Below are 26,842 nucleotides of genomic sequence, written 5' to 3'. Positions count from 1 at the left end.
AGCCAGATAAGGCGCACCAAGCGTTTCAATTTACTTTCAACTATTCACACCAACTCGACACCACCTGTCGAGGTAGGTAGTTACAATTTGCAATAACTCGCTCTTTTACCTGAGCAAAAAACTAAAAAGGAATATTCATAATGAAAGACAGTACAAAAAGGTATTTAGCAGCATTAAGCGCATTAGTGTTATCAGGCTACTTCGGCTTTGTAGCGATCACTGAACTTGGAAAAGGCAACTTAGGGGGATTTTTTTTTGCTATTGGTATGGCTGCAACTCTAATAGCAATATTTAAGAGGCCAACTGATGGAAAGCTTTACAATACAGCGGTTTTGTTTGGTGGGTTACCATCATTAGGTTTCATAGGTATATCTATATGGTTCATGTTTGATGGTTCATTCAAACCAAGTCACCTTTTTGCATTAATTGTTGGTGTTGTAGGGTTGTTAACTGTCAGCATAGTTATTGCTAAAGATGAAGAAATTGAAGCCCCTGTTGAAGCTAATGAGTAATGGATACGCTTATTTATTTTGGCTTATTTGTCGCTCTTGTTCTTGCCTTAATCAAAGCAGTAGATAATCCAAAAACAGCTATAGCTGCGGCATTTTTACTTTTATTTCTCGTTAAGTGTGTGGGGTAACTATGTTATCGCTATTATTGAGTTTTATCGTTTTTGTTGTTGTCACGCTTATTGTGGGAGCACTATTAGAGTTACCACCTAAAATCACATTATTTGGTTTTGCTATTGGTGTGTGGTGGCTATTTTTCTAAGTCGTAGAAACTAAAAAGCTAACCTGATTTGGGTTAGCTTTATTATTTTTTTACCGTTGTCAAAGTAATGAATCGTACCTTTATTCATGCAATAATATTTATAATTGAAGCATTGCTAGTGACTTAGCCTGCTTAAAGTTAACAGTCCCCACGTACCCAACAATACCTTCCCTTTCAAATTCTGACTCTGCATTAATATATGCTTGAGTAAATTTAACCATACGGCTATCTGTGATTTTTAAAAAAGAGTGAGAAAGCTCGATATTGAATGCAACCACAGAATCAGCTGGCGGCGATTCTTTTTCAACATTTAATGAAAAATGGGAACGTCTTGCTGCATCTTTTAGTAGTTCCATTTGCTCCAGTAGTTCTTGTTTGGAATTGCTCGACAACACAATATCATCCATATACACACTAATATTAAGGGCTTCATTAATTGAGCAAGCTTTAATGCATTCACCTAACGCACTATCATCAAGGCAGATCGACGCTAAAATTGGTGACTGTACATAGCCAAACGGTAATGAATGTGAATGTTGCTCTGGTTTGTAATGCTTAACCGTAGAAACCATTGCGATTTCTCTAGCTAGTTCATAACTGAGTCTTTTTTTTAGAGCTCTTGTGATTCTACTTCGACTAATTGACCCAAAGAAATCACTTATATCTATACTTGAAAAAAACTTATCATTTATATGTGATTTCAAGCCTTGAACATGACCACCTTGATTTAAATGATAGAAATACTCAGGAGCACGCCAAACACTTTTTACTTGCTTAGATATTTTTTCTCCGAGAATTTTAGTCGCTAAAGAAGGGACATATACCCATGAGTCAGGTTTAACTTCAAATTTATGAATCCAAGATGGTTCAAACGACATATCGACAAACGTACCTGTTTAGAAGAGTAGTTAAGAGCCATGTTAAAGAGTTCAATAGCTACAGGTAAAAATTCACCTGTAACTTTTAGTAGTTTAACTATCAAGATAGCAACCACTAAACGCTCTTTAACGAGGCTATGATCAGAATTATGGTTTTTCATAATCACGCCCTCCGTATTATCCTGACGTGCCTAGCGCAAGCGCATGACTAAAAACTAACTTTTCAGGACAACCATTATGACATTGAAATCAATTAACATTGAAGTCAACAACATGGCATCCCCAAGGATCACAATGTGACAGCTACAGAGGGGGCAACAAGTGCCTAACATCAGGAGTTTCAATCATATTTTGGACAACACTTACTGTCAATATGTTTCATAGGTAAGTCTTTATAAAATCAAAAGACAGGGAGACGACCTGAAACGACCCTAGTTGCAATTGTATCGTTCCTAAAGATCTAGAGTGTTTATGTTCTTGGTTATGTTGAAGTCGGTAAGGCTAAGTTAGCTGTAGGTAGTTGTTATTGGACAGTAGTAGATGCATATCTACCCAGAAATTACCCAGCTGCGGGACAGGATATGTACCTAACACTGAATTTCAGGCACAAAAAAACCGACTTAATGTCGGTTTGTAAGCCTTGATAACGCTAGCATTATCAAGAAATGGTACCGGAGGACGGACTTGAACCGTCACGCCCGCAAAGGCAACGGATTTTGAATCCGTCGTGTCTACCAATTCCACCACTCCGGCAACACAGTGACTCACAATCAACGAAAGTGATTGAAGTGGCAGGCATTATACGAAATATCTTACTCGACGCAATAGTTTTTCATAGCGAATCGCTTATTTGCTGATTATTTATCCAAATAACGCTAAACTCGGTGTGCTTTTAAAAACATATTAACCGCTTTATCTACATGCTGCACAATTTCATCTGTGGTGACTTCAACCTTTGGACGAAGAATTGCCTGAACATGCAAACGCCCTTTACACATTTCAATCAACATTTTGGCTGAAAAGTTTTTATCTTCAACTACTAACTGCCCTTTATTCGCGAGATACTGTAGATAATCGGCTAACGGAGTAGGTCCTCTTAAAGGTCCTGCTTGATAAATAAGTTCTCCTATTTCTGGCATTTTAACTACCACTTGGCTGATTAAACGAAATAATGCCACCATAGTGGAAGATAAAAAACCTTTAACAAACTTTGTACATACCGTTTTTAGTGCCTCATCGACGGGTTGTTGGTAGTCAATATTTCCAAGCACATCTAATTGTGAACTTATTTGGCGTTTAAGCACAGCTTTCAACAGCTCTTGTTTATTACCAAACTCACTATAAATCGAACGACGCGATCCCCCTGACTCGTTAATGATCATCTCAAGGGAAGTTTTTTCATATCCATGCCGTAAAAATAACTGTTGAGCCACAGTGAGTATTTTTTCTCCTCGTTTAGATAACAACGTTTGGCAGGTAGTCAATTTTCTCTCCTACGTTCGCACATTAATGAATATATAATCGATTGACTTTGGTACTATAGAGTACCATAATACTCGGTACTATGCAGTACCAATTGTGCTTTTGTCAATTATTCACTTTACTGTAGTTAACCTTATAAAATGGAACCAATATGCGTAATCTACTTATTTTGCTCTTAATTTTAACTACTGTTGCTTGCTCACCAGAGCAGAAGGTAACAAAGAAAAATATCCGCCCTATTGCATGGACGTCAGTTGAACAAACGGATCTCACCCAGCTTCGTACCTTATCAGGCATAGTCGCGCCAGTAGAGTCCACTCAACTAAGTTTTGAGGTCCCTGGAAAAGTAGAATCGGTAGCAGTTAACTTAGGTGACGTTGTCAAAAAGGGTCAGCTGCTTGCAACTTTAAGCCAACGCAACTTCCAATTGACCCTGCAATCGGCACAAGCACAATTAGCAAAATCAAACGCGGCATTAAGTGAAGCAAGCAGTACTTTTAAGCGCTTTAGCACCTTGATTGCTCAAAAATTAGTCTCTCAATCTGAGTTTGATAACGCCAAAGCAAATTTTCAAGCAGCAAAAAGTGCCGTGAATGTTGCACAAACACAGGTAGATATTGCCAAAAAGAACATACTTGATAGTAAATTATTAGCCCCTTATAACGGCAAAATCACCCGACGTTTTATCGAACCTTCACAGCAAATTAATACCGGTCAACCAAGTTTTGAAATTGAGGGAGATCATGGCTTAGAAGTTGATGTTTTAGTGCCAGAAACCTTGATCCAACAAATTGTCCAAGGTGATGTTCTCTCGGTACACTTTCCGGTATTAGCGGGGCTCAGTATACCGGGAAAAATCAACGAAATTGGTAGCCGCGCAGAATCGGCAAATGCTTTTCCTGTTACTGTGGTCTTAATGCAGAGCAATAATAAATTAAGAGCAGGTATGACCGCTGAAGTTGACTTTACCTTCGCAGGTGAAGGCCGAACAGGGTTTAACGGCAAGGTCTCTGTTATCCCCATCACAGCATTAAGGGCTGGCTTAGAGCAAAAAACCTATGTTTATGTGTTTGATGAACAAGCTAGCGTGGTACGACAACGCCAAGTACAAACTGAAAATATTTTAGGTAATAGAGTGTTTATCTCAAGTGGCCTAAAAAGTGGAGAAATTATTGCAACGGCTGGCGTCGCATTTTTGCGCGATGGACAACGGGTGACTTTACTTGACAAATCAACGGCTCGTTTCAATTAAGGAACCCCAATGAACTTAACTGAAATTGCATTCAATTACCGAAAAACCGTATTACTGATCGTTAGTTTATTATTAGTTAATGGTGTATTTGCCTATTTTACCTTGCCCGCCCAAGAAGATCCGACCATCACAATACGTGAAGCCATTGTTAGCACTGCCTTTCCTGGTATGGCACCAAAAAGAATAGAGCAACTGATCACTAAAAAACTCGAAGAAGAAATTCGAAAAATTCCAGAAGTTAAAGAAATAAAATCAAGCTCTTCAACAGGTTTATCAATTGTCCATGTCAAAATTGACGATAAGTATTTTAATCTCGATGACATTTGGCAAGATCTTCGCAATAAAGCACTTGCTGCTCATAGCAAAATGCCCGCGGGCACTGCTCGGCCTTTTGTCAATGACGAGTTTGGAGATGTATCTGTCATCACCCTTGCCCTGACCGCTGATGGTTTTGATATGGGGGAAATGTATGACATTGCGCAACATACCAGAGATACCTTGTATGCGGTTAAAGGCACTAAAAAAATAGAAATTTTAGGGCAAAAAGCAGAGCGTATATTTATTGAAGTATCCAACAGTAAATTATCGCAATTAGGGATTTCACCTAGAGTATTAATCGACGAATTACGCAGCCAAAATATTATCCGCTCAGGTGGCTTAATTGATACCGGCGCAAAAAGTTTTATTGTTGAACCTTCAGGTAATTATTTACATTTGGCCGATATCGAAAAAACCCAAATCAATATTCCGAACAGCGAAAACTTTTTTGCGTTAAAAGATATTGCTACCGTCAGACGTGACTATATCGACCCACCTAAAAAACTGGCGTACTTTAATGGTCAACCCGCGATATTTTTCGCTATTTCGATGTTACCGGGCTACAACATTTTAGAATATGCCCCAAGAATGCTTGAGCATATTGAACAAACAACCAACACCCTTCCTATTGGCTATCAATTAGATATTGCCACTTATCAAGCGGAACAAGTTGATAAAACCGTTAAAGGGGTATCAAAGAGTGTCATGCAAACGCTGGCGATCGTCATGGTGGTAGTGATCTTATTTTTAGGCGTTCGTACCGGCTTAATTGTCGGTGCCATTGTCCCCTTTGTTATGCTAACCACACTGTCAATCATGCAATTTACTGACATCAAGCTTGAACGTATGAGCTTGGCAACCTTGATCATTTCACTGGGTTTACTGGTGGATAACGGCATCGTCATCGCAGAAGACTTTAAACGACGAATAGAACAAGGTACTGAACGTTTTCACGCCATGCTACAAGGGAGCAAAGAACTAGCAATCCCCTTACTCAGTTCTTCTGCCACCACAATTTTATTCTTTTTACCGCTGATGCTTGCTGAACATGTTGCTGGAGAATTTACCCGCTCTATTTCGTTAGTGATTTTAATCACCTTACTCACTAGCTGGGTATTGGCGTTATGTGTCACGCCGCTACTGTGTTATTTCTTTATTCGCGTTGAGCAAACAAACACAGCACAAGAAACCAATGACACCACAGGTATCATGGCAAAAATTTATCATTCTTATGAAGGATTTTTACATTGGGTGTTACGCCATAAAGTATTATTTTGTAGCGTCATGGTAGCGTTATTTATTGCGTCAGTTTTCAGTATGAAATTTGTTGCTAAACAGTTTTTCCCTGATTCAGATCGCACACAGATATTAGTCAACATTGATTTACCCAATGGCACTTCTTCTAAAGAAACCAATCGCCAAATGAATGAAATATTCGATTGGCTAAATCAGCAAGAATCTATGCACTTTATTGAAAGTTACTCGGCCTATGTTGGCTTTAGTGGCCCTCGGTTTGTGCTGTCACTAAACCCAGAAGATCCTGCTGAAAATAAAGGTTTTATGGTATTAAATGTTGCTGAAAGTACCAATGTCACCGAAAAAGTCGCAATGTTAGAGCGTCAAATAGAACAAACATTTCCTAATGTCTCGGCACGAGTGAAGAAAATGTTTCTTGGCCCTTCAGATTCCAGCACTATAAAAATTCAGGTCAAAGGCCCTGACAGTGAAGTGATTTACAAAAAAGCTCAAGAAGTGATGGCATTATTACATCAAGTGCCAAACACCCTAGACATTCGTACTGATTGGGAAAATTTGATCACAAAGATCAATGTACAAGTTGACCAACATCGCGCTAAACGAGCAGGGTTAAGCTCAAATGATATTGCTCAGGCACTTGAAGCTTACTTTTCAGGGGCTCAAATTACCGAATTTAGAGAGCAAGATGAAATTATTCCTGTCATCCTACGAGCAAAAGAAACAGAGCGTCACAACTTAGACCGCTTGCGTACCCTTAATATTTATTCTGAGAAAACAGGCAAAGCTGTGCCCTTATTTCAAGTAGCCACTTTTGAACCAGTTAATCAGTTTTCTGTGATCCAGCATGAAGACATGTTTCGCACCGTCAATATACAAGCAAGAAATACTGAAATGGCGGCAGAAGATTTAAAGCTAATCATAGATAAAGACATCGAACAATTAAAACAAGATTTACCGGTCAATCATGTCATTGAGTATGACGGGGTGATCAAAGAATCTGCGGCGGCTCAAAAAGCATTAAGCGCGAATATGCCGATTGTGCTGGGGGTGATCATTATTTTATTAGTGGCCCAGTTTAATTCTTTTAGACAAACCGCCGTGATCATTTTAACCATTCCATTATCTTTTATCGGTGCTGTTATCGGTTTGTTGGTATTGAAGGCACCGTTTGGCTTTATTGTCACCTTGGGGCTATACAGCCTCGCTGGGATTATTATCAACAATGCCATTGTCTTGATAGACAGGATCAAAATTGAAATAGCAGAAGGGAAAACAGACTATCAAGCCATTGTTGATGCTTGTTTGACACGACTGCGCCCGATCACTATGACTACGATCACCACCGTGATGGGTTTATTGCCTTTGATCATCGGCAAAGATGCAATGTTTTACGGCATGGCAAGTGTGATAGCCTTTGGTCTAGCCATTGGTACTATACTAACGCTTGGCTTGGTTCCTGTAATTTACGCTGCTTTCTATCGGGTAAAATTGCCTTAAACCATCACCTGTTCATTATTGAGGGTATCACCACTGCTGCCCTCTTTAATGCATTGCTTTAACCAAGCTTTTGCCGATTCATTGTCCTGAAAAAAGTCATGCCTGATATTGACTTGAGCAAAGCTTTGATGACAAATGTTTTGGGTCAATGCTGGGGTGAGAACATCAGATAAATTAAAGGCAACAGCATTAACCAGTGACGCTTCTAAATACTGGGTTAAAAACAACATAGCATCTTGGGTCGCCAAGGCTTCACCATGTAAAATAATCAACGCAGTGTATTGCTCAATTTCTACCTGTTCACGCACCACTGCTAATTCTTTCGCCATCTGTTGAAAAAATTCAGTATTGCAATGTCCTTCAACATTAATGATCACCATATTTTCATCAATGCTTGTTTGAATATTGCCATGAGGGGCAAAAAAACTTTCTTGCATAATAGTACAACATTAACTAGAGAGGAGCTTACCCTAGCATAAGAATGGTTAACATAAAAGTGGTCAACCTCTTATATCTGAGGTTGAAGTGGTAGCCAATAGTAAAGTTTGCTAGACTCTCGGCAAAAATTGCCCGTACAAGACTCATGACTACTGATACACTTTCATTTTCAACTTTTCCACGCGCAGGTTTATTTCGTCGCATCGCTTCTTGGGTCTATGACGCCTTAGTTGCCATTGCCGTGTATATGGTTGCCGGTGCTTTTGGTTTTTTAATTTTTGCACTGTTTGCTTATTTTGGCTTCATTGATATGCAAGGTCATCAACACCTGATTGAAGCGCAGCAATCATCACTACTGTATAGCAGCTTAATTTATACCTGGAATATGGCGTGGGTCGCTTATTTCTTTATCTTTTTTTGGAGCAAAAGTGGTCAAACCGTTGGTATGAAAGCATGGCGTTTACGTGTCCAAAACCAAGACGGTAGTAATATCGATAAAACCACAGCGATGAAACGATTATTACCTACCTGTTTCGGTTTAGGCAACTTGTGGTTATTAGTTAACTGGCAACAAAAATTAAGTTTACAAGATTGGTTAACGGACACTGAAGTGGTGGTTTTATCGCCACAGGCAAATAAAGCCCGTTTATCGGCAAGTAAAGATTAACTTGCCTTATTTCTCATAAAAAATAATGCCACACTGGTAAAAATTACGCTCGGCATTAACGCGCCAAAAATCGCAGGCAATTGATACACTAAACTGATCGATCCTAATACTTGGTTAGTAATGAAGAATAAGATACCGGTGGCGACCCCCATCATGATCCTCGCCCCCATAGAAACTGAGCGTAATGGACCGAAAATAAAAGATAATGCCAATAATAACATCACAGCGACCGTCACGGGCTGAACAACTTTACGCCAAAAGGCAAGTTGATAACGACTTTTATCTTGTTGGTTTTCTTCTAAGTAATCCAAGTACTCAATTAAATCTCCCACAGATAAAGATTCAGGCTTAACCGTCACCACCCCTAGTTTATCTGGCGTTAACGATGACTGCCATGTTTTCACATGCATACGCTCACGGGTGATTGCTTGTGCAGCTATTTGTGTTTCAACCACATCATTGAGTTGCCACGCATCAGACAAATACACCGCACTTTGTGCCGATAACCAGCTGGTTAATTCTAAGGCCTGATTAAAACGGTATATTTGTATGCCATTTAATGACCCCGTATCTTCAACTTCATTAATATGGACAAAGTAGTCACCATCTTTTGCCCAAGTTCCCCCTTTAGCGGCAATTAAACTACCGCCAGAAATCGCCTGAGCTTTAACTTGTCGAGCAGATGCTTCACCAACGGGTGCCAACCACTCACCGATCACCATGCTAGCAAAGATCAACAAGGTGGCTGATTTCATCACCGAACGAATAATATCAAGCCGAGACATCCCTGACGCTTGCATTACCACCAGCTCTGAATTACTGGCCAACATACCTATACCAATAAGGCCACCAATTAATGCTGCCATAGGAAAAAACATTTCAACATCACGCGGCACAAAATACAGTACATATAACGCCGCATGAGAAAGGTCATAACTGCCTTTACCTACCGTTTTCATTTCTTCAACAAACTTGATAATGCCGCTTAAGCTCACAAAAACCACTAAGGTTAAAAATGTTGTTGAAGCAATGATACGGCCAATGTATAAATCAAGGATCTTCATGTTACGCTGCTCCAGTTCGTTTAAACTGAGGCAGTAAAGCCTTGATTTTCAGTCCGGTACTGCGTCCTTTAATAAGTAACGAAGTCCCTAAAATTAACGCTGTTAGGTGCACAGGCCATAAACCTACCGAGCTTGAGATAGAACCACTTTCAACCCCGCGTTTAATCGCGGTTAATAATAAAAAGTAACCTAAAAATAGTAATAAGGCTGGCAACATCTTAGCGAATTTACCTTGACGAGGATTAACCGCACTCAGCGGCACAGCAACCAGTGTTAAAATTAAACAGGCTATCGGAAAAGCAAATCGCCAATGGATTTCTGCGCTATATTCGGCAATATCTTGTTGAAATAATTCTGCCGTTGGAATGGCTTTTAATTTACGCCGTTTATGCTCAACTTTCTGATCTTGGATCTGAATGTAATATTTCCCAAACGCTACTTTGCGAAATTCATTATTACTTTCATCATTTTGATAACGAGTGCCGTCACTCAGGATCAAACGCTGAGAACCACTAGCCTCCTCAATAACTTCTCCTTTTGCCGCGTACACTAAACTGGAGTTAATAATAGATTCATGACTATTTTTATCACTCGGCAACTGAGCAACAAACACTTTTTCTAAACTGTTATCATCGCGGTTTTTATCGTGAATAAACACCACCGCTTTTTTGTTACCTGTAGTCTGAAATCGTCCTGCTATTAAGGTGCTTAAACCAGAATCTGCCGCCAATTGTTCTTTTGCTTGGTATTCATATTCTGCCGCTACAGGAGATAAGTACAAAGTAAAAACCCCGGTGATCAATGCCGTTATCAAGGCTAAAATTAACGTCACCCGAACCACATACCATTCACTAACCCCGCACGCATGGAGTATGGTCATTTCGTTATCGGCATATATTCGGCCATAGGCTAATAAAATTCCGAGAAAAAAGCTTAAGGGGAGGATCATGCCGGCTAAATCAGGCACTTTTAGACCGATAAACACCATGACCATTTGTCCTGGAATGCCACCTTCAGAGGCATCATCCAATACACGGACAAATTTATTACTAATAAATATCGTCATTAAGACAATAAACACAGCTAACTGAGTTTTAGCGACTTCTTTGAGTAAGTAACGGAATATGATCACGAAAAGATCCTATAAAAACTTAGTTTTTTTCTGACATTTTGACATTTTTTAAGTAAACTTGTCGTTTTCATAAGTAAATATTTGATAAGCTCTTATATATTATTTGCTGTGTGCGGCTATAATTATAGCCTTTAGCAAAATAAAAGATAGAGTTAGCTTATCTATAATTGATAGATTTAAGCAAGATAATCAGCATTTTTAAGAGAAAATGTTTCTGAAGATTGCAAAATTAGGAGAGTCCATGGAGTTCAGTGTAAAAAGTGGCAGCCCCGAAAAACAACGTAGTGCCTGTATTGTCGTAGGAGTATTTGAACCTCGACGTTTATCAGCCGTTGCTGAACAGCTTGATGAAATCAGTGAAGGTTACATCAGTAACCTGCTACGTCGCGGCGATCTGGAAGGTAAATCAGGTCAAATGCTGTTGTTACATCATGTTCCTAACATCCTAAGTGAACGTGTATTACTGGTAGGTTGTGGTAAAGAGCGTGAGTTAGATGAACGTCAATACCGTCAGATTATCAGTAAAACCATTAATACATTGAATGAAACAGGTTCAATGGAAGCCGTGTGCTTTTTATCCGAATTACACGTTAAAGGTCGTGATAATTATTGGAAAGTGCGCCAAGCCGTAGAAGCAACTCAAGATTGCCTATACAGTTTTACCAGTTTAAAAACGCGTAAAGATGAACCTCGCAGGCCCTTACGTAAAATTGTTTTTAATGTACCTACTCGTCGTGAATTACCCTTAGGTGAGCGGGCTATTGCTCATGGCTTAGCGGTTTCAGAAGGGATAAATACCTGTAAAAATGTTGCCAATATGCCACCCAATATTTGTAATCCGGCTTATTTAGCGGAACAAGCAAAAATTTTGGCCAACGATTACGAAAAAGTTAACACCGAGATTGTCGATGAGAAGCAAATGGCTGAATTAGGCATGGGCTCGTATTTGGCAGTAGGTCGAGGCTCTGCCAATGAGTCCTTGATGAGTATCATCAAATATCAAGGCGCGGCTGATGATAGCAATCCCATTGTATTAGTGGGTAAAGGACTGACCTTTGATACCGGCGGTATCTCCATCAAACCAAGTGAAGCGATGGATGAAATGAAATATGACATGGGTGGAGCTGCAGGCGTATTAGGTGCAATGCACGCGCTTGCGGAACTGGATTTACCCATTAATGTCGTCGGTGTGCTAGCAGGTTGTGAAAATATGCCTGGCAGCAATGCTTATCGCCCTGGTGATATTTTAACCACCATGTCTGGGCAAACGGTCGAGGTATTAAATACTGACGCCGAAGGTCGCTTAGTATTATGTGATGCGTTAACCTATGTAGAGCGATTTGAACCTGAAGCGGTTGTGGATGTTGCCACATTAACAGGCGCTTGTGTTATTGCGTTAGGTAAACATGCTTCAGGTTTATTAAGTACCCATAACCCATTAGCACATGAATTACTCAACGCCTCAGATCAAAGTGGTGACAGAGCTTGGCGCTTACCATTATGGGATGATTACCAAGAACAATTAGAAAGTCCTTTTGCTGATTTCACTAACCTTGGTGGTCGTGCAGCAGGCACCATTACAGCCGCGTGTTTCTTATCCAAATTCACAAAAAAATATCACTGGGCTCACCTTGATGTCGCAGGAACAGCATGGCGTAGTGGCGGTAAAGATAAAGGTTCAACAGGCCGTCCTGTCAGTATGTTAACGCAGTACTTACTGAACAAGTCGGGTGTCGAACAAGGCGAGTAGGCTAAACATAACCATGAATACACAGGTCATGTTCTATTTGTTAGATAACGAAGTCAGCGAGCAAAAAATGCAGCTAGCTTTTTTACATAGCTGTTTTCAAGCAGCCTATTATTATCGACAAAGACAAAAAGTATTCATCTATTGTCAAGACCAAACACAAGCTCATCATATTGATGAGCTTTTATGGTCATTTGAGCCTGACAGTTTTGTTCCTCACAATTTAATTGGTGAAGGGCCAAAACAGGGTGCAGCGGTTGAGATCAGTTGGCAACCACCAACAAATCGACGCGCAGTACTCATCAATTTAACGAGCACAGTACCAAACTTTGCTCATCAATTTTCACAAATCATCGATTTTGTACCAAGTGATGAACAATTAAAGCAAAGCGCTAGAGAGCGGTATAAAGCCTATCGCCAGTTAGGTTTTCAAGTTGATAACCAAGCTGTCAATCATCCACAAACATCGTAAGATTTTAACAATTAAGTAGTTACTCTGATGGAAAAAACATTTAATCCTTCTGACATTGAACAATCGCTCTACCAAAACTGGGAAGAGAAAGGGTATTTTAGTCCAACTGGTACAGGCGATGGTTATTGTATCGCGATCCCACCACCGAATGTCACAGGTAGTTTGCACATGGGCCATGCGTTCCAACAAACCATCATGGATACCTTAATTCGTTATCAACGCATGCAAGGCAAAAACACCTTGTGGCAGTCTGGTACAGACCACGCGGGTATCGCTACCCAAATGGTTGTTGAGCGCAAAATCGCCGCTGAAGAAGATAAAACGCGACATGATTATGGTCGGAAAGCATTTATAGACAAAATTTGGCAATGGAAAAACGAGTCTGGTGGTACCATTGGTAAACAAATGCGCCGCTTAGGTAATTCAATTGATTGGAGTCGCGATCGTTTTACCATGGACGATGGTATGTCTGAAGCCGTACAAGAAGTGTTCGTACGCTTATTTGAAGACGATTTAATTTACCGCGGTAAACGCTTAGTTAACTGGGATCCAAAATTTCATACCGCCATTTCAGATTTGGAAGTTGAAAACAAAGATAAAAAAGGCCATATGTGGCACTTACGCTATCCATTAGCGAACGGCGCTAAAACAGCCGATGGCTTAGATTACTTAGTTGTTGCCACGACCCGCCCTGAAACTATGCTAGGTGATACTGGCGTTGCGGTTAATCCAGAAGATCCTCGCTACCAAGCGTTAATTGGCCAACACGTGTTACTACCGCTAGTTAATCGCTTGATCCCAATCGTTGGTGATGAACATGCTGACATGGAAAAAGGCACGGGTTGTGTAAAAATCACCCCAGCACACGATTTCAACGATAACGAAGTCGGTAAACGTTGCGGTTTAGCAATGATCAATATCTTTGATAAAGATGCTGCAGTATTAGCTAAAGCCGAAGTGTACAACACCAAAGGTGAAGTAAGTGATGAGTATTCAAACGAACTACCAGCAGATTTAGCCGGTTTAGATCGTTTTGATGCGCGTAAAGCCATTGTTGAAAAATTTGAACAATTAGGTTTATTAGAAAGCATTAAAGAGCATGATTTAGTCGCACCATACGGTGATCGTTCAGGTGTGATCATTGAGCCATTATTAACTGACCAATGGTATGTTCGCACTGAGCCGCTAGCAAAGCCTGCGGTACAAGCCGTTGAAAATGGCGATATTGAATTTGTGCCAAAGCAATATGAAAATATGTATTTCGCGTGGATGCGTGATATCCAAGATTGGTGTATCTCTCGCCAGTTATGGTGGGGACACCGTATTCCGGCATGGTACGATCAATCAGGTAAAGTCTATGTTGGCCGTAATGAACAAGAGGTACGGACAAAATACTCACTCTCAGATGACATCCAATTAACACAAGATGACGATGTACTCGACACTTGGTTTTCATCCGCCCTATGGACTTTCTCAACCTTAGGCTGGCCAAATAACATGGAAGATATCAAAAAGTTTCATTCAACCGATGTGCTTGTCACTGGCTTTGATATTATTTTCTTCTGGGTTGCCCGCATGATCATGATGACCATGCATTTTATTAAAGATGAAAACGGCCAACCGCAAGTACCGTTTAAGAAGGTCTATGTGACTGGACTGATCCGTGATGAAAATGGCGACAAAATGAGTAAATCTAAAGGAAACGTTGTGGATCCATTAGATATGATTGACGGCATTTCATTAGATGACTTATTAGAAAAACGCACCGGTAATATGATGCAGCCACAACTGGCGAAGAAAATTACCAAATTAACCAAAAAAGAATACCCAGAAGGTATTGAAGCACACGGTACCGATGCATTACGCTTTACCTTAACCTCAGTCGCTTCAACCGGCCGTGATATCAGTTGGGACATGAAACGCTTAGACGGTTACCGCAATTTCTGTAATAAATTGTGGAATGCCAGCCGTTATGTGTTGATGAATACCGAAGAACATGATTGCGGTTTAAATACTACCGATGTTGAGTTTTCACTTGCCGATCGCTGGATCAGATCTCAGCTGCAACAAACCATCAAAACAGTGCATGAATCATTTGAACAATTTCGTTTTGATTTAGCCTCACAAGCTTTGTATGAATTTACCTGGAACCAATTCTGTGACTGGTATTTAGAACTAACAAAGCCGGTACTATTCAAAGGCAGCGAAGCCCAGCAACGTGGTACTCGTCAAACCTTAGTAGAAACCTTAGAAACGTTATTGCGTTTAATGCATCCAATTATGCCATTTATCACTGAAACTATTTGGCAACGTGTGGTACCGCTTACCCGTTTTGCTAAAACCGGTGATAGCATCATGATCCAACGCTTCCCGCAATTCGAGCAACAATTGGTCAATGAGCAAGCAAGTGAAGATCTCGAATGGGTAAAACAGTTTATCGTGGCTATTCGTAATATTCGTGGTGAAATGGATATTGCTCCTAGCAAGCCATTACCTGTGTTACTAAACAATGTAAGTAGTGCAGATCAGCGCCGTTTAGACGAAAACCAACAGTTTCTTTCGTCCCTTGCCAAACTTGAGTCAATTCAAGTATTACAAGCTAATGATGAAGCGCCAGCTTGCGCTACCGCAGTTGTTGGTGAGTTATCTGTGATGATCCCTATGGCGGGTTTAATCGATAAAGAAGCCGAACTTGCTCGCTTAACGAAAGCCATTGATAAGCTTGAAAAAGACACGCAAAAAATCCGTGGCAAATTAAGTAATGAAAACTTTGTTGCCAAAGCCCCAGAAGCTGTTATTGCTAAAGAAAAAGCCAAACTTGCTGATGCCGAGTCAACTTTAGCGAAGATGGCCGATCAAAAGGCGCAAATAGCGGCACTTTAACGACAAAACATTCGATTGTTAAAACCCGCAATACCAACAACCGCATATAATTGTTATATGCGGTTTTTTTATGTCATTAAAAAGTCAAGTAAAGTTCATTTTTTTTCAAGATCTTGGCAAATTATTGTGTTAGTATTATTTCGCGTTGAGTTTTTGCGTTTCGGGAGAAGGATAAGATTAACGATTGATTAACATAAAGTTTTTCAACTGTTGATTGACCTAGACGCTATAAGAAGTGTGTTATTGGAAACCTTTCTCTGTCTGTACTTTAGGTAGAGGGCATTTACTCCGTAACTGGCTAATTTAGCCCAATTTTTAATTTTTAACTGCGAGAAATGTCGGTATGTCTGATACAGTAACTGGTAAAGTAAAATTTTTTAATGAGTCAAAAGGCTTTGGCTTCATCGAGCAAGAAAACGGTCCTGACGTGTTTGTACACTTCAGCGCAATCACTGGTGACGGTTTCCGTACCTTAACAGATGGCCAATCGGTTTCATTTACCGTTGAACAAGGTCAAAAAGGTCCTGAAGCGAAAAACGTTACCGCCCTTTAAGGCTCGTCCTTTAAGGCAGATAACGAAAAGATTTTAAAAGGAGCTGATATCAGCTCCTTTTTTGTTGGGCGGGTATTTAACTTCAGCGAGCATAAGCCATGGGGTTCTAGCCGCTATTTCTTAGACAAACCTGAGGTTATTTATTCAGATTATTTTCTATGATGTCCGCAATCAATTGACAGTGATCATCCCGATCATTGAGTGCCGCAATATAGTGGTATTGTTCACCGCCCGCTTGGATAAAAATATCTTTATTTTCATGGACTAATTCTTCTAACGTTTCTAAACAATCAACACTAAAAGCTGGACTAATGACCGCGACATGCTTAGTACCTGACTGCGCTAATTCAGTTAACGTTGCGTCCGTGTATGGTTTTAACCATTCAGCTTTACCAAAGCGCGACTGAAAGGTCATCACGTATTCTTCTTGTGCTAAATTGAGCTGCTGAGCCACTAATTGAGTGGTTTTATGGCAAAAGCAATAATATGGATCACCACTTTCTAAAAAGTACTTGGGCATACCATGATAAGAAAAAACGAGTTTTTCTGGCTTTCCATGCTTGGCAACATGCTCATCAATGGTATTAGCAAGTGCACTAATATATTGCGGATGATCATAATAACCATTGATAAAGTGTAGTGATGGGATCCAGCGCCACTGCTTAATAGTATTCACCACGGCATCAAAAGTCGAACCTGTCGTTGGGCCAGCATATTGAGGATATAAAGGGAGCACGACAATATTATCAACTCCCTGCTGTTGAAACTTATCCAATACTTGCCCAATAGCAGGTTGTCCGTAACGCATGCCGATGGCTAGCACTATATCTTCACGCTCACTTACCTGAAGCTGATCCGCGACTTTATCGCGCAATTTCTCGGTGATCACTAATAGTGGCGAGCCTTCTTTTGTCCAAATACTTTCATACAACTTGGCAGATTTCTTAGGTCTTACTCGCAAAATAATGCCATGTAAAATAAGCATCCAAATAACACGAGGGATCTCAACTACACGCGGATCCGATAAGAATTCACGTAGATACTGACGCAATGCACTGCTAGTGGGAGCATCTGGGGTACCTAAATTGGTCAGAATGATCCCAGTTTTTCGCTGCTGTTGATGGATTGAACGATCACGGCCTAAATAACGAGACTTCAATGGTATTCCTCAGGTAAATTTATTGAACGACACTATCAATAATCATATTTATCGGTGCGGCTTCATTGACACTGACATTATTGAGCTCCGCTTTATAATCGCCCGGTTTAATACCAACACCACCATCATGAGAGATAATGGCATAAAGATGAACCTGCTCGACATCACTTAACTTTGCTTGTGGTGTCATGGCACGGGCATCATTTAGCACGATATCAATAGGTAAATCACTGGCATTTAATTTCACTGCAGCAAGTGGCATACGAGTACCATCAGCGGGAGTCGCGTAAACAAAAACCACTTTATCTTCCCCTTGACTCAACTCTTGGATGATTTCATCGCTAATGCTGAGACTTATCGCCAGTTGAGGGCCAGTAGTCGCGTTAGTGTCAGCGACTTCTCCCCCAGTTAATGCTAAACGATTTTTTGCTTCGACTATCGCCGCTTTTAACGCATCAACATTAACGGTTGGGCGACTTTCATCAACCACCAACTGCCAAGCATTAATCGCCGCTTGATAATTTTTATTCACAAAGTGATCCATACCTAACAAAATATTGGTTGACGGATCACGCGCATCTAACGCAAGTGCTTTATCGATATATGTCTGAACTTGAGGTGTAATTCTCTGTTGATTTTTGTAATAGCTTGCTTGTGCTTTGGCGCCAAATAAATCGGCATGTTCACCATCAATAGCAATGACACGATCAAAAGCAGCTAATGCGTCATCAAATTCACCAATCCCCACTAATGCCTGTCCTAAACTATACCAAGCATCAGAATTATCCGGTTGCTGCTGAGTCATTTGCTTCAGTTTTTGAATTTGAACAATCGCTTGTTGCTGCTCATCCAGAACTTCGTGACCAGTTTCTGCTTTTGGCGTATTTAAAATAAGATCAAATGCGCCGTGTTGCGTATAAAAATAGCCACTAAACACCAAGATAAATATGCTTAACATTACTGGCCAAATTATTGATAACGGCTTGCCTTGCACCTCTCCCTGGGCAGCTTCTTGCGCATTATCTTCAATATCAGACAACAAACTTTGATCTAATTCTGCCTTCAAATACTGGTAGCTTTCTTCATCTAGGCCACCTTGTTGAAAGTCCCTTTCAATTTCTTCTTTATGTTCATGGTACAAACGCACATTAGTCTCATCACGAAAACTATTATCCGTTACTGTTTGTTGCTTATTTTGCGTGATGTAATGCGCCCATATCACTACCAATAATAATAGGATAAAGGCGATAACGATTATTAACAGTTCTATCATGGCTTATTTATCTTTTAAAATTTGCGCGAGTTTATCTTGCTGATCATCCGATAAGGATTTTTCGATTTTTTTAGCGGGTTTCTTCCGCAGTATCATGACGACCACAAAAGCACCTATCAATAATAAAATTGCGGGGCCAAACCACAAAACGTAAGTAAGGCCTGATACTTTCGGACGATATAATACGAATTCACCATAGCGCTTCACCATAAAGTCTACGATTTCACCATCTGACTTACCTTGTTGCAATAACCCATATACTTCACGACGTAAATCAGCGGCAATTGGAGAATTTGAATCGGCAAGGTTTTGATTTTGACATTTAGGACAGCGTAATTCTTTCACTAAAGACTTATAGCGTTTTTCAGTCACCAAATCATTAAATACGTATGTGTCAGTGTTCCAAGCATGAGCTGCGAAGCTTACTATTAAAGACATTAATACGGCACTGAAGATATGCTTCATGAATTCTCCCCTTGATACTCTTTTTCTAAGTTCTCAATCATAGGCAAAAACTTATCTTTCCAAACTCGACCATCAATGGGTCCAACATGCTTCATACGTATAATGCCATTTCTATCAATGACAAATGTTTCAGGCGCAGCAGTTACCCCTAATTCAATCCCTAATTTACCTAAGGGATCAAAAATTGACAGCTGATATGGGTCTTCATAATCTTTAAGCCATTGCGCAGCATCTTGACGATCATCTTTATAATTTAAACCGTAAAGTGCGACACGACCACTTTGGGCAATATCCACTAAATAAGGATGTTCGTATTTACAATACACACACCATGTGCCCCAAACGTTGAGCAATACAATATCACCTTGCAAGTCTTGCTCAGTTAACATCACCTTAGGTTGTAATAACTGGGTGAGTTGAAAACTTGGCATCTTTTGCCCAATCAATGCAGACGGTAGTGCCTGAGGGTTCAAGGACAAACCTCTATATAACACAACACCCAGTGCAATAAATAAAATTAGTGGAATAAAACGAATAATTTTATTCATGAATTATGCCCCTTCAGATAATGGTTGTTGCACATTAGTCGAAGCTGGCACAGCACTCGTCACTTTTTTACGACGGCGATAACGTTTATCTAGCATCGCCATAACACCACCTAATGACATAAAAATAGCACCCAACCAAATCCAACGGACGAATGGTTTATAGTGAATGCGTATTGCCCATGCATTTTGTGGTAATGGGTCACCCAAGGCAACGTAAATATCCCTGAATAAACCAGGATCAATACCAGCCTCTGTCATTCCCATCGTTTGCACCAGATAGGTACGGCGTTCCGGTTTTAATAACGCAACAAAATCACCATCTTTTGATATTTCTAACTGCCCTTGTTCGGCACTGTAGTTTGGTCCTTTAACCGCTTTAATTCCTTTAAAAGTCACGTCGTAACCAGAGACATTCACAGTATCATTTTCAAACATTTTAACACTGACTTCTCTTTCATATATCGAAACAAGCGTAACGCCAACAATAGTGACAGCAATACCAAAATGAGCAATCGTCATTCCCCATTGGCTTAAGCTCACCTTAGAAAAGTCATAGCGATTTTGGCTCCCTTTTGCTTGATTACGTAAATCTTTAATCACGACAAATGATACCCAAAACGCTAGCATCATACCAAAGCTGGCCATTACATTAACTTCGCCAGCATAAAGCACTGGGAATATTGCCCCCAACACAATACTAATGATTGACGGTTTAGTGATTTGTTTTCTTAATTCACCTTTTTTTGCTTTCTTCCAGCGGATTAATGGCCCAATCCCCATAATAATAAACAGTAAACTCATGATCGGGATAAATACCGCATTAAAGTACGGTGGTCCAACCGATATTTTACCTAAACCGGCAGCATCTAGTATCAACGGATAAATTGTGCCAAGCAGTACAGTTACACAGGCGACCACTAAAATGATGTTACACAAAAGTAACGCGGTTTCACGCGAGTAAAATGAAAAACGACTAAAGCTGGCAACATTTGACGCACGAAATGCAAATAAGGTAAATGAGCCACCCACCGCAAGAGCGAGTAACAGTAAAATAAAGGCACCACGTGTTGGATCTGCAGCAAAAGAGTGCACTGAAGTGATCACCCCTGAGCGCACTAAGAAAGTACCTAGTAAACTTAAACTAAAGGCAAATATCGCCAGTAATACCGTCCAGTTTCTAAAAGTACCGCGTTTTTCAGTAACCGCAAGGGAATGTAATAATGCGGTACCAACGAGCCAAGGCATAAAAGAAGCATTCTCAACTGGATCCCAGAACCACCAGCCGCCCCAGCCAAGTTCGTAATAAGCCCACCAACTTCCGATTGCGATACCTAATGTTAAAAAGATCCATGCACCAACTACCCAAGGTCTTGCCCATCGCGCCCAAGCAGCATCGAGTTTGCCCACCATGAGTGCCGCAATCGCAAAAGCAAAAGACACTGCAAAACCAACATAACCTAAATATAATAGTGGCGGATGAATAATCAGACCAACGTCTTGCAACAATGGGTTTAAATCACGCCCTTCTTGAGGCACCATTGGCCACAAGCGTTCGAAAGGGTTTGAGGTTAGTAAGGTAAACAGCATAAAACCTACGGCCACCATACCTAATACCGAAAGCACACGGGCGATAAAGGCTTCATCAATCCCTTTACTAAAGCGTGCAACGGCCATGGTCCACGCCGTTAACGAAAAGACCCAAAGCAATAAGGAACCTTCATGCCCCCCCCAAACAGCACTCATTTTAAAGTAATACGGTAAGTGGGAATTGGAATGACTCGCAATATATTTCACCGAAAAGTCATCGACAACGAAACTGTAGCCAAGAATAACAATACTAATTGCCGTAAAGGCAAACATACCGAAGGTTAGTGGTTTTGCGTAGCTCACCAATTTACTTTGATGGCTATAGATCCCCACTAACGGGATTATGCTCAAGCATACTGCAAAGGCTAGGCCAATGATTAAGGCAAAATGCCCTAACTCTGGTATCATATCAGCTCTCCGAATAGTCTCTTATGCTGCAAGTACGGCACAAAATACATTTATCAAATTAACAATTAATTAAACGCAGCAATTCTAACACTGTTTATCATAAAAATTCATCAAAGAGTGAACTTCTTATCGAAATGAGTTAACTAGTCTCGCTCGTTATAGAACGCAGTTATAGTATGATAATTTCTTTGCATGTAGTAGGATCTGGATCAAGTCATTAAAAATAACTTCTATTTAAAATACCATTATTCAGAAGTGATATATATCAACTTAAGTTTGTACCATAAATGCCAATAACTTCATTACTAAGTGCTCAACAGCTGACTTGTATCAGAGAAGAGAGAATTTTATTTGAAAATCTCAGCTTTAATATTAATGCGGGTGATATTATTCAAATAGAAGGGCCCAATGGTGCTGGCAAAACCAGTTTATTACGCATCTTGGCAGGACTTTCACAACCATATGAAGGTCAGGTAAGTTTCAATCAAATACCCATCAACCAAGATAGAGAGTATTTTAATCGTCATTTACTTTATATTGGTCACTTAGCAGGTATTAAAGGTGAAATGTCGGCTCAAGAAAACTTACGTTTTAATCTTGCGTTAAATGGTTTAGATGCCTCACAGGCAGAAACAACCTTAGGTAAAGTCAATTTACTTGGTTTTGAAGATGCGTTGGCCTCTCATCTGAGTGCCGGTCAACACCGCCGTATTGCATTAGCTAAGCTTTGGCAAAGCCAAGCGCCTATCTGGATTTTAGACGAACCTTTTACCGCTATAGATAAGCTTGGTGTGAAAAAACTAGAGCAACTGATGATAGATCATGCCAAAAAAGGCGGTTGTGTGATTTTAACCACTCATCAAGATCTCGCTATGCCGACTGAGCTTTATCAAAAAATTATACTGGAATACCGTTTTTATTAACTTTATGAATAATATACCTAATATGAAGCCAACGAGCATTAACATCAGCAGCCAAAGCAGCACTGAACATTCTCAGTCATACAGAGAGGCTTTCTTATTAGTATTTAAGCGAGATCTAACCATCGCTTTTCGCCATAAAGACGATATTTTAAACCCGCTGTTATTTTTTATCATTGTTATCACGCTTTTTCCGCTTGGTATCGGGCCAGAATCTAACACGCTAGCACGCATTGCCCCTGGCATTATTTGGGTAGCGGCATTATTATCAACGCTACTATCGCTTGATCGCTTGTTTAAATCTGACCACGCTGATGGTTCATTAGAGCAAATGCTATTAAGCCCACATCCTTTGTTTTTAATTGTGCTAGCAAAAATTATTGCCCATTGGTGTTTAACCGGTCTGCCTCTTATATTTGTCGCGCCTCTATTAGCAATATTATTAAACCTTAATGAAAACAGCTATCTAGCACTGATGTTAACGCTATTAATCGGCACCCCTGTATTGAGTTTTCTTGGTGCTATCGGTGTGGCATTAACCGTCGGTATTAAAAAAGGCGGCGTACTGTTAAGCCTATTGGTATTGCCTTTATATATTCCGGTACTGATCTTTGCCACAAGCGCAATAGATACTGCCGCAATGAACTTACCCTATAGCGGACAACTTGCTATAATTGCCGCTCTTTTTATTGGTTCATTAACTTTATCTCCATTTGCGGTTAGCGCCGCACTAAAAGTGAGTACTAACTAATGTGGAAATGGCTACACCCTTATGCAAATCCTGAAGTGAGTTATCACTTCACTGGTAAACTTATTCCTTGGTTTTCCAAGTTAACCTTTGTGTTATTAACTATCGGTATTATTTGGGCGTTACTTTTTGTCCCTGCTGATTATCAGCAAGGTAATAGCTTTAGAATATTTTATCTGCATGTGCCTGCCGCCATGTTGTCTATGGGCATCTATGTAGGGATGGCAATTGCTGCACTGTCGAGCTTAGTTTGGCAAATAAAACTTGCCGATGCATCGGCTGCTGCAATGGCTCCCGTTGGTGCCGTGATGACTGCAATTGCCTTATTTACCGGTGCGGCTTGGGGACGCCCTACTTGGGGGACTTGGTGGATATGGGATGCACGCTTGACCTCTGAACTTATCTTATTGTTTTTATATTTAGGCGTGATTGCATTACACAATGCGTTCGAAGATAAAACTCTTGCAGGCAAGGCCGCTGGAATTTTATCGCTAGTAGGCGTGGTGAATATTCCTATCATCAAATACTCGGTTGAATGGTGGAATACCCTACATCAAGGCTCTACCGTTTCTAAGTTAGGTGCACCATCGATGTCTTCAGAAATGTATTGGCCATTTCTTGTCTGTTTACTTGGCTTTGTCTGTTTTATTTCTTGGGTGATCTGTATTCGTTTTCGTAATGAAGTGTTAGCACGAAATGCAATGCGCCCTTGGGTACGTGACTATGTTAAAAACGTGGAGGTACGCTAATGCAATTTTCTAGTTTAGCTGATTTTATTGCTATGGGCGGTCATGGTTTTTATGTGTGGCTTTCTTATGGTGTTAGTGCAGCATTATTGCTTGGTTTAGTGATCACCAGCATCAGCAATAATAAACGTATTATTAAACAAATCCAGCAACGCCAACAACGCGAACAAAAGTTAAAGCAGGCAGCACTTAATCAACAGGTGATGCAACAAGAGCAAAGTTTACAAGAGGCAGATTCATGAACCCACGTCGAAAAAAAAGGTTAACTATCGTTTTATCAGTGCTTGCCGGCATTGGGCTAATTATCGGTTTAGTACTTTATGCACTGAGTCAGAATATTGATTTATTCTACACTCCTTATGAAGTCGTTCATGGCAAAGATGATACAGGCGTCAAACCAACGATTGGTCAACGTATTCGCGTTGGAGGCTTAGTGGTTGCAGGTAGTGTCAAGCGTGACGAGGACAGCTTAAAAGTACAGTTTGATCTCACCAATAAAGGTGAAATCATGACAATAAAATACGATGGTATTTTGCCTGATTTATTTCGTGAAGGACAAGGGATCATTGCCAACGGCTCTTTGATTGATCAAACCGTGTTAGAAGCGTCTGAAGTATTAGCTAAGCATGATGAAAACTACATGCCAAAAGAAATTGCTGATTCATTAGGCGAAGGACATGAAGCCCCCAAATACTCAGATGAACAATTAGAAAAAGGTTACTAACCATTAACTGATTGTTAAACCAATGACAGAAACGCCGAGTCTCTAACTCGGCGTTTTTATTTGATTAACTGGGGCTGTGTCGATGTCACCAACACATGAGGAATAATACGCTCACCCGCTTTATTGAGGATATTTACTTCGCCATGACAAACCGCAATAATTGATTTTCCTTGCTTTAATTCATCTGGAATAACGACTCGGCCACTTTCAGCTTTCTCTAATTGACAAACTAAATGCTCTAACTCTAATGACGCATCGCTATAGTAAATAATCGTGATCGTTTCTTTCTGACAATTACTCATAATTTCCCTTCATTTATAGTACTTATTTATTGGGTTATTAAGGTATACTTCTGTCCCTTTTTTCAGCATCATCGCTGAATAACATCGCCATAGTAGAATAAATTGTTTGCTATTCATACACTTCACATCAAAAAAATAGCAAAAAAAACCCTGAGCAAAACTCAGGGCGATCTAGGACGATCGTTTAACGCACCTCAACAAATGAGCACGGATGTCGTTTCAGACAAATTTCAGAAACTAAGCACCATTAAGACCATGAACGCAATTTATGGCCTTTAACGGCATAAAACAAAATAAATAAGTAACAAGGTAATAGTACGATATACCCTCCTTGTTGCCCGAAAGAGCTACCGCTCGCCAGTCCCCAAAATAATGGCCCGAAAGCACCACCAGCAATCCCCATCACTAGCAACGCCGAACCAGTACTGGTTAATTTTCCCATACCTGAAAGGGCTAGCGGAAATACTGCAGGCCAAACAATGGCATTCGCCAATCCTAAAAAGGCAATGAGTAATAAGGTATCAGGTAATTGCGCACCACCTAATGGCACTAATAAAGTATTGGCAATAAAAAAGGATTCATTGTCACCAAATAAAATCCCCAGTGACAGTAATACACCTAATATCGCCGATACAGTTAACGCCTTAGCTTGTGTGATATAACGAGGAATTAATGCGATGCCGAGAATATAACCTACTACCATGCAAATCATGGTATATGACGTCATTACACTGTAATTTTCGACACCAAGTGATAAGGCAAATGTCCCTATGGTGTCACCTGCAATGACTTCCACGGCAACATAAACAAATATCGCGATCACCCCTAAAGCTAAGTTAGGGTGTGATAACGCTTGTTTTATTTGTTCTTTGCCATTGCTATTCTCGTCATCATCAGTATTTTCTAATTCAGGTAACGGTGATTTCAGCACTGCAAATGCTAATAAACCAATAAATAACGCCATCCCTAAATAAGGTAAAATCAAGCCATTGGCCATTTCATCTATTTGGCTAGGAGTCAGCTCTTCGCCCACTAGATGAGTGAAGTTACTCAAAATCAATGCTGTAAAGACCATAGGCGCAATAACACCCGCACCTTTATTAAGTATTCCCATAATGCTGATACGTGCTGCCGCCGACTCTTCTGGCCCTAAACGCACCACGTAAGGGTTAACAGCTGTCTGCAACAAGGTTTGCCCTATCCCCATCACTAACTGCGCCAATAAAAATAAGGCAAATACTTGTGACTTGGCAGCGGGAATAAACAATAACCCCGCAACCATCATAGTCGCCATCCCTAACGCCATGCCTTTCTTGTAGCCTACTTTACGAATAACGGCAGCAGAAGGTAGAGCAGTAAATGTCACTGCAATATAAAAAGAAAATAAGATCAATGACGCTTGAAAAGGCGACAATTGTAATATTTGTTTTAGGTACGGCATTAGTGAACCGTTTAACCAAGTGGCAAATCCTAAAATAAAAAACAAGCTGGCGACAATCGCCATAGGAACTGCACTACTTTTTTTCTTGTCACTCGACATTGTCATTTCCA

Annotated in this window: 27 protein-coding genes and 1 tRNA gene; 15 read left to right on the top strand and 13 right to left on the bottom strand. The window is 40.3% G+C overall.

What is annotated here, in order from left to right; all coding sequences use genetic code 11:
• Positions 1–140: 140 nt before the first annotated feature.
• From IV514_RS03030 to IV514_RS17585, 3 genes are read left to right on the top strand one after another with little or no spacing between them, the layout of a single operon-like run.
• On the top strand, positions 141–512 hold the full coding sequence (locus IV514_RS03030) for a hypothetical protein (RefSeq protein ID WP_206483419.1): 372 nt from the start codon (positions 141–143) through the stop codon (positions 510–512).
• Positions 512–640: a hypothetical protein gene (locus tag IV514_RS17590; protein WP_277601484.1), complete on the top strand. Its 129-nt coding sequence runs from the start codon at positions 512–514 to the stop codon at positions 638–640. The genes IV514_RS03030 and IV514_RS17590 overlap by 1 nt, the downstream gene beginning before the upstream one ends.
• A 2-nt stretch (positions 641–642) precedes the next feature.
• Positions 643–771: a hypothetical protein gene (locus tag IV514_RS17585; RefSeq protein WP_277601483.1), complete on the top strand. Its 129-nt coding sequence runs from the start codon at positions 643–645 to the stop codon at positions 769–771.
• A gap of 98 nt (positions 772–869) precedes the next feature.
• On the opposite strand, the gene IV514_RS03025 is transcribed toward IV514_RS17585, so the two are convergent.
• The 3 genes from IV514_RS03025 to IV514_RS03015 form a co-directional block, all read right to left on the bottom strand.
• Complete coding sequence (locus tag IV514_RS03025) at positions 870–1,649, bottom strand: reverse transcriptase domain-containing protein (RefSeq protein ID WP_206483418.1); 780 nt, start codon at positions 1,647–1,649, stop codon at positions 870–872.
• A gap of 666 nt (positions 1,650–2,315) precedes the next feature.
• Positions 2,316–2,402, bottom strand: a tRNA-Leu gene (locus tag IV514_RS03020).
• A gap of 122 nt (positions 2,403–2,524) precedes the next feature.
• Positions 2,525–3,133, bottom strand: a complete 609-nt coding sequence (locus tag IV514_RS03015; RefSeq protein WP_241242156.1) for a TetR/AcrR family transcriptional regulator — start codon at positions 3,131–3,133, stop codon at positions 2,525–2,527.
• A 149-nt stretch (positions 3,134–3,282) separates the two neighbouring features.
• On the opposite strand from IV514_RS03015, the gene IV514_RS03010 reads away from it, so the two are divergent.
• Together IV514_RS03010 and IV514_RS03005 are read left to right on the top strand one after the other, a co-directional pair.
• Positions 3,283–4,383 (top strand): efflux RND transporter periplasmic adaptor subunit, encoded by a 1,101-nt coding sequence (locus tag IV514_RS03010; protein ID WP_206483417.1) that lies wholly within the window; start codon positions 3,283–3,285, stop codon positions 4,381–4,383.
• Between the two features lie 9 nt (positions 4,384–4,392).
• Positions 4,393–7,455: an efflux RND transporter permease subunit gene (locus tag IV514_RS03005; protein ID WP_206483416.1), complete on the top strand. Its 3,063-nt coding sequence runs from the start codon at positions 4,393–4,395 to the stop codon at positions 7,453–7,455.
• Here IV514_RS03005 and IV514_RS03000 read toward each other — a convergent pair.
• Positions 7,452–7,892, bottom strand: coding sequence for a hypothetical protein (locus tag IV514_RS03000; protein ID WP_206483415.1), 441 nt, complete (start codon positions 7,890–7,892; stop codon positions 7,452–7,454). The two genes, IV514_RS03005 and IV514_RS03000, sit on opposite strands and share 4 nt — an antisense overlap.
• A gap of 146 nt (positions 7,893–8,038) precedes the next feature.
• Here IV514_RS03000 and IV514_RS02995 point away from each other — a divergent pair, with 146 nt between their 5' ends.
• Positions 8,039–8,560, top strand: coding sequence for an RDD family protein (locus tag IV514_RS02995; protein ID WP_206483414.1), 522 nt, complete (start codon positions 8,039–8,041; stop codon positions 8,558–8,560).
• Here the strand turns inward: IV514_RS02995 and lptG are convergent.
• A complete protein-coding gene (gene lptG, locus IV514_RS02990; RefSeq protein ID WP_206483413.1) occupies positions 8,557–9,624 on the bottom strand; it encodes an LPS export ABC transporter permease LptG in 1,068 nt (355 codons plus the stop codon). The genes IV514_RS02995 and lptG overlap by 4 nt on opposite strands.
• A gap of 1 nt (position 9,625) precedes the next feature.
• Positions 9,626–10,756, bottom strand: a complete 1,131-nt coding sequence (lptF, locus tag IV514_RS02985; RefSeq protein ID WP_206483412.1) for an LPS export ABC transporter permease LptF — start codon at positions 10,754–10,756, stop codon at positions 9,626–9,628.
• Between the two features lie 241 nt (positions 10,757–10,997).
• On the opposite strand from lptF, the gene pepA reads away from it, so the two are divergent.
• From pepA to IV514_RS02965, 4 genes are all read left to right on the top strand, one after another.
• Entirely contained in the window at positions 10,998–12,506 is a 1,509-nt protein-coding gene (pepA, locus tag IV514_RS02980) for a leucyl aminopeptidase (RefSeq protein ID WP_206483411.1), read from the top strand.
• Between the two features lie 13 nt (positions 12,507–12,519).
• The gene (locus IV514_RS02975) at positions 12,520–12,975 is read left to right on the top strand and encodes a DNA polymerase III subunit chi (protein WP_206483410.1); all 456 of its coding nucleotides are present in this window, start codon (positions 12,520–12,522) and stop codon (positions 12,973–12,975) included.
• A gap of 27 nt (positions 12,976–13,002) precedes the next feature.
• A complete protein-coding gene (locus IV514_RS02970; protein WP_206483409.1) occupies positions 13,003–15,858 on the top strand; it encodes a valine--tRNA ligase in 2,856 nt (951 codons plus the stop codon).
• 343 nt (positions 15,859–16,201) lie between these two features.
• The gene (locus IV514_RS02965; RefSeq protein WP_206483408.1) at positions 16,202–16,411 is read left to right on the top strand and encodes a cold-shock protein; all 210 of its coding nucleotides are present in this window, start codon (positions 16,202–16,204) and stop codon (positions 16,409–16,411) included.
• A 136-nt stretch (positions 16,412–16,547) separates the two neighbouring features.
• On the opposite strand, the gene hemH is transcribed toward IV514_RS02965, so the two are convergent.
• Genes hemH through IV514_RS02940 form a run of 5 tightly spaced genes read right to left on the bottom strand, consistent with a single transcriptional unit; the run spans position 16,548 to position 21,851 of the window.
• Complete coding sequence (hemH, locus tag IV514_RS02960) at positions 16,548–17,570, bottom strand: ferrochelatase (RefSeq protein WP_206483407.1); 1,023 nt, start codon at positions 17,568–17,570, stop codon at positions 16,548–16,550.
• A 19-nt stretch (positions 17,571–17,589) separates the two neighbouring features.
• Entirely contained in the window at positions 17,590–18,843 is a 1,254-nt protein-coding gene (gene ccmI, locus IV514_RS02955) for a c-type cytochrome biogenesis protein CcmI (protein ID WP_241242155.1), read from the bottom strand.
• 3 nt (positions 18,844–18,846) lie between these two features.
• Positions 18,847–19,308, bottom strand: a complete 462-nt coding sequence (locus tag IV514_RS02950) for a cytochrome c-type biogenesis protein (protein WP_206483406.1) — start codon at positions 19,306–19,308, stop codon at positions 18,847–18,849.
• A complete protein-coding gene (locus IV514_RS02945) occupies positions 19,305–19,856 on the bottom strand; it encodes a DsbE family thiol:disulfide interchange protein (RefSeq protein WP_206483405.1) in 552 nt (183 codons plus the stop codon). Before IV514_RS02945 ends, IV514_RS02950 begins: the two co-directional genes overlap by 4 nt.
• A 3-nt stretch (positions 19,857–19,859) precedes the next feature.
• Entirely contained in the window at positions 19,860–21,851 is a 1,992-nt protein-coding gene (locus tag IV514_RS02940) for a heme lyase CcmF/NrfE family subunit (RefSeq protein WP_206483404.1), read from the bottom strand.
• Between the two features lie 287 nt (positions 21,852–22,138).
• On the opposite strand from IV514_RS02940, the gene ccmA reads away from it, so the two are divergent.
• The 5 genes from ccmA to ccmE are packed head-to-tail and all read left to right on the top strand — an operon-like array spanning position 22,139 to position 24,989.
• On the top strand, positions 22,139–22,774 hold the full coding sequence (gene ccmA, locus IV514_RS02935; RefSeq protein WP_206483403.1) for a cytochrome c biogenesis heme-transporting ATPase CcmA: 636 nt from the start codon (positions 22,139–22,141) through the stop codon (positions 22,772–22,774).
• Positions 22,775–22,796: 22 nt separating this feature from the next.
• A complete protein-coding gene (ccmB, locus tag IV514_RS02930) occupies positions 22,797–23,522 on the top strand; it encodes a heme exporter protein CcmB (RefSeq protein ID WP_206484004.1) in 726 nt (241 codons plus the stop codon).
• The gene (locus IV514_RS02925; RefSeq protein WP_206483402.1) at positions 23,522–24,268 is read left to right on the top strand and encodes a heme ABC transporter permease; all 747 of its coding nucleotides are present in this window, start codon (positions 23,522–23,524) and stop codon (positions 24,266–24,268) included. Before ccmB ends, IV514_RS02925 begins: the two co-directional genes overlap by 1 nt.
• Complete coding sequence (gene ccmD, locus IV514_RS02920) at positions 24,268–24,507, top strand: heme exporter protein CcmD (protein WP_206483401.1); 240 nt, start codon at positions 24,268–24,270, stop codon at positions 24,505–24,507. The genes IV514_RS02925 and ccmD overlap by 1 nt, the downstream gene beginning before the upstream one ends.
• Positions 24,504–24,989 (top strand): cytochrome c maturation protein CcmE, encoded by a 486-nt coding sequence (ccmE, locus tag IV514_RS02915; protein WP_206483400.1) that lies wholly within the window; start codon positions 24,504–24,506, stop codon positions 24,987–24,989. Before ccmD ends, ccmE begins: the two co-directional genes overlap by 4 nt.
• Positions 24,990–25,045: 56 nt before the next feature.
• Here the strand turns inward: ccmE and IV514_RS02910 are convergent, their stop codons facing one another.
• Together IV514_RS02910 and IV514_RS02905 are read right to left on the bottom strand one after the other, a co-directional pair.
• Positions 25,046–25,291 carry a TIGR02922 family protein gene (locus IV514_RS02910; protein WP_206483399.1) on the bottom strand — a complete coding sequence of 82 codons (246 nt, stop codon included), beginning with the start codon at positions 25,289–25,291 and terminating at the stop codon, positions 25,046–25,048.
• 247 nt (positions 25,292–25,538) lie between these two features.
• Positions 25,539–26,837 carry a sugar MFS transporter gene (locus IV514_RS02905; protein ID WP_206484003.1) on the bottom strand — a complete coding sequence of 433 codons (1,299 nt, stop codon included), beginning with the start codon at positions 26,835–26,837 and terminating at the stop codon, positions 25,539–25,541.
• Positions 26,838–26,842: the final 5 nt, after the last annotated feature.

The sequence above is a fragment of the Thalassotalea sp. G2M2-11 genome, from assembly GCF_017168195.1.
Lineage (GTDB): Bacteria > Pseudomonadota > Gammaproteobacteria > Enterobacterales > Alteromonadaceae > Thalassotalea_E.
Note: the sequence above shows the minus strand (reverse complement) of the source record. Positions and strands in the feature narration are given on the sequence as shown.

Bases quoted from the DNA above. Each gene is read 5' to 3' on its own strand.
- IV514_RS03030 (WP_206483419.1), top strand. From the start codon at position 141: ATGAAAGACAGTACAAAAAGGTATTTAGCAGCATTAAGCGCATTAGTG.
- IV514_RS17590 (WP_277601484.1), top strand. From the start codon at position 512: ATGGATACGCTTATTTATTTTGGCTTATTTGTCGCTCTTGTTCTTGCC.
- IV514_RS17585 (WP_277601483.1), top strand. From the start codon at position 643: ATGTTATCGCTATTATTGAGTTTTATCGTTTTTGTTGTTGTCACGCTT.
- IV514_RS03025 (WP_206483418.1), bottom strand. From the start codon at position 1,649: ATGTCGTTTGAACCATCTTGGATTCATAAATTTGAAGTTAAACCTGAC.
- IV514_RS03010 (WP_206483417.1), top strand. From the start codon at position 3,283: ATGCGTAATCTACTTATTTTGCTCTTAATTTTAACTACTGTTGCTTGC.
- IV514_RS03005 (WP_206483416.1), top strand. From the start codon at position 4,393: ATGAACTTAACTGAAATTGCATTCAATTACCGAAAAACCGTATTACTG.
- IV514_RS03000 (WP_206483415.1), bottom strand. From the start codon at position 7,892: ATGCAAGAAAGTTTTTTTGCCCCTCATGGCAATATTCAAACAAGCATT.
- IV514_RS02995 (WP_206483414.1), top strand. From the start codon at position 8,039: ATGACTACTGATACACTTTCATTTTCAACTTTTCCACGCGCAGGTTTA.
- lptG (WP_206483413.1), bottom strand. From the start codon at position 9,624: ATGAAGATCCTTGATTTATACATTGGCCGTATCATTGCTTCAACAACA.
- pepA (WP_206483411.1), top strand. From the start codon at position 10,998: ATGGAGTTCAGTGTAAAAAGTGGCAGCCCCGAAAAACAACGTAGTGCC.
- IV514_RS02975 (WP_206483410.1), top strand. From the start codon at position 12,520: ATGAATACACAGGTCATGTTCTATTTGTTAGATAACGAAGTCAGCGAG.
- IV514_RS02970 (WP_206483409.1), top strand. From the start codon at position 13,003: ATGGAAAAAACATTTAATCCTTCTGACATTGAACAATCGCTCTACCAA.
- IV514_RS02965 (WP_206483408.1), top strand. From the start codon at position 16,202: ATGTCTGATACAGTAACTGGTAAAGTAAAATTTTTTAATGAGTCAAAA.
- ccmI (WP_241242155.1), bottom strand. From the start codon at position 18,843: ATGATAGAACTGTTAATAATCGTTATCGCCTTTATCCTATTATTATTG.
- IV514_RS02950 (WP_206483406.1), bottom strand. From the start codon at position 19,308: ATGAAGCATATCTTCAGTGCCGTATTAATGTCTTTAATAGTAAGCTTC.
- IV514_RS02945 (WP_206483405.1), bottom strand. From the start codon at position 19,856: ATGAATAAAATTATTCGTTTTATTCCACTAATTTTATTTATTGCACTG.
- IV514_RS02940 (WP_206483404.1), bottom strand. From the start codon at position 21,851: ATGATACCAGAGTTAGGGCATTTTGCCTTAATCATTGGCCTAGCCTTT.
- ccmA (WP_206483403.1), top strand. From the start codon at position 22,139: ATGCCAATAACTTCATTACTAAGTGCTCAACAGCTGACTTGTATCAGA.
- ccmB (WP_206484004.1), top strand. From the start codon at position 22,797: ATGAAGCCAACGAGCATTAACATCAGCAGCCAAAGCAGCACTGAACAT.
- IV514_RS02925 (WP_206483402.1), top strand. From the start codon at position 23,522: ATGTGGAAATGGCTACACCCTTATGCAAATCCTGAAGTGAGTTATCAC.
- ccmD (WP_206483401.1), top strand. From the start codon at position 24,268: ATGCAATTTTCTAGTTTAGCTGATTTTATTGCTATGGGCGGTCATGGT.
- ccmE (WP_206483400.1), top strand. From the start codon at position 24,504: ATGAACCCACGTCGAAAAAAAAGGTTAACTATCGTTTTATCAGTGCTT.
- IV514_RS02910 (WP_206483399.1), bottom strand. From the start codon at position 25,291: ATGAGTAATTGTCAGAAAGAAACGATCACGATTATTTACTATAGCGAT.
- IV514_RS02905 (WP_206484003.1), bottom strand. From the start codon at position 26,837: ATGACAATGTCGAGTGACAAGAAAAAAAGTAGTGCAGTTCCTATGGCG.